1 protein-coding gene is annotated in these 2,412 nt (G+C 51.9%); it reads right to left on the bottom strand.

The features are described from left to right. Nucleotides 1-791 precede the first annotated feature (791 nt). A partial coding sequence (locus VE954_RS28870; RefSeq protein ID WP_324959461.1) for a hypothetical protein occupies nt 792-2,412 on the bottom strand: 1,621 nt, incomplete at its 5' end.

Raw genomic sequence — 2,412 nt, 5'->3', positions numbered from 1 at the left:
ACCGAACTATAAGGCAGGCCCACCCGCTGTGAGAGCCAGCGGACGCTCTCGTCCCGGGGCTCAATGTAGGCCATCATTCGCTCACGAAGAATATCGCAAATGCCATGCTTCATGTGTTCCGTCCTATCCCATCTGTCTATTGAGGAGGATTCACTTTGGTTTAAAGATATCCCTTAGTGCCTGGGTTTTGTCAAGCAGGGACTAGGGCCCATAAACCGCGTGAAACCCTTGAAATCAATGCGTTTGCTTAAACAATAAAGGCGCTGTATCTCACCGCGACGAACTGATATTACGCGAGCCCAAGTCTGTGTTAACCGCCACGAAAGATTATGTAACTTCGGGCACTTGGAAACACTTGCAGGCCTATCCCACTCATGCCACAGTGCCCGCAGATTCGGGCAATCACATTGCAATCCCGGAAGAGCTCAAGACTCTCATCACCTGAGAGCCCACTTGATCGCGTGGCCGTCTTCTCTCACTTTCCCACCCGAAGCCCACCTTCGTGCGAAAGCACGTCGTTATCACATCCCCCATCTTCACTTTTTGACCGAGAGAAACGCCACGCTAAAGCTCTCATTTTGGCCATTGCGCCGTCCAACCCTCTGATTTTACTCAAAGGCCTGTTCAACTTATCGCGTCCAATCACACAGTAGACGAAGGTTTGCAGGAGTTTATTGCAATAAAAATTGAAGAAATTCGCTGGTTAGCGTGGGAAGCTCATGCATAAAATCACGGATAACGGTCCTGCTGTCCAGTGATATTCACTGAACTCGCAGGGACCGCCCGCAATATTACTTGTCAGATTTGTGCTGAAATTTCAGATCGGCAGTAAAGGCAATCAAGGTTCGAATGGATGCCGATTGATTCACCAGTGCCAGCGGACTGATCCGATCGGTCAGCAGGTTGGTATTGCTGATCGATTCAATCACACCCACCAGGTCCAGGCTTTCGGCCATGTTCAGGCGATAGATTTGATCGACGTACACGCCGACGATCTTGGTAATTTTATCCGGCGACAAAGGACCGACTTCCACAAACAGCTGCTCCATATAATCGCGGTCCGCCTGCGACAGCATCAGCTTCAAAGCATCCTTTTCCATCCCGAGCATGCGCTTGAAACTATCCACCTTGTTTTGTTCCAGCGAGCGACGGCACTTCATCAGGAACGGAAACAGGTCGTTGCTGGGACTCAGGTGCAAGTAGGGATAATAATCCACACTCACAGCTCGGATCAAAAATGCCAGACGATGGAACAAATGCGTCGGTGGCACACCCAAATAATAGTCACGATCGATATAGATCTCGCGCTTCTCGAAATCGAACTGGAAACGATCCTCAAGCTTGGCCATATGGAACAGCTGATAGTTATTCTCGACCAGGAACTTCACATAGTAGCGAAGTCCGCAGCGCTGAATGACCTCATCCTTCCACTCCAGATGACGGCGAATCTTCTGCAGCTCATCCGAACGGATCTTGAGCCGTTCCGCAATGCCCTTGATATTCATATGACTGGCAAACTGCTGCACCACGATCGGATGCAATGTCTTCAGAAGCCGGGCCAGAGGACTTTTGATACCGGGGTGGAACATCTCGCGCCCCATCCGATCCGTCCACTTGAGTTCATAGAAATAGTCGCTGGGCTGACGCCAGACTTTATAGGGCCAAAGCTCAAGCAGTTGAATGTTCTCTTCAAAGACAGCAGCCGTCTGCAAAGCCATGTGCTGCTCGGTTTTATCCGGCAAAGGATTGGCCAGGAGCCACTGACACAGCCCATCACGAGCTTTGCCCTGGGTCGCCACAATACGCCATTCATCGGCTTCAAACGTGATCTGGAATCGCTCGTCTGAAGTATCCTTCGGCACAATCATAACTGGGGCTGCAACCTGCTGGGTCATATCCCTGTTGAGTTCGGTTGGCTCCATCACGTCATCACGGGGCCGGATCAAGGTATTGCGCGGTCCCGTCAATTCCGGACGAGGAGCCACAACAGTGGCCATGGGCGCTTCATTCTCATCATCCATATCCGGCAGCACAGGCACAGAATAGGTCGGCTGCGGTAATTCCATGGGCGCAGGAGGCGCCATAGTTGGCAAATCGATCGGAGCTTTGGAGACCTTGGTATCCATGGGACTGGGATTGGCATTATAGACGAATTTCTCGAAATTCAAGGTGCTGTCAATCGATCCGTCCTGACTGTTATTCGACATCACCACTGCGGAACGCGGTCGCGTTTCAGCCCCACCACCGGTTTGGAACTCGGGCACTTCAGGAGGCGGTGGCGTCATCAAAGGCTGGACGTCGCTCGTGGCCAGAGCTTCGGATTTGGGCCGCACCTGAGTGCCTTCCAATCCCATGCCCATTCCCATGCCCATGCCTTGTACCGATTCGCCTTCATTGCCAAACTGCAAATCC

The organism is Oligoflexus sp., assembly GCF_035638955.1.
In the GTDB taxonomy this organism is placed as follows: Bacteria; Bdellovibrionota_B; Oligoflexia; order Oligoflexales; family Oligoflexaceae; genus Oligoflexus.
This window is presented reverse-complemented; position numbering and strand designations above follow the sequence as displayed.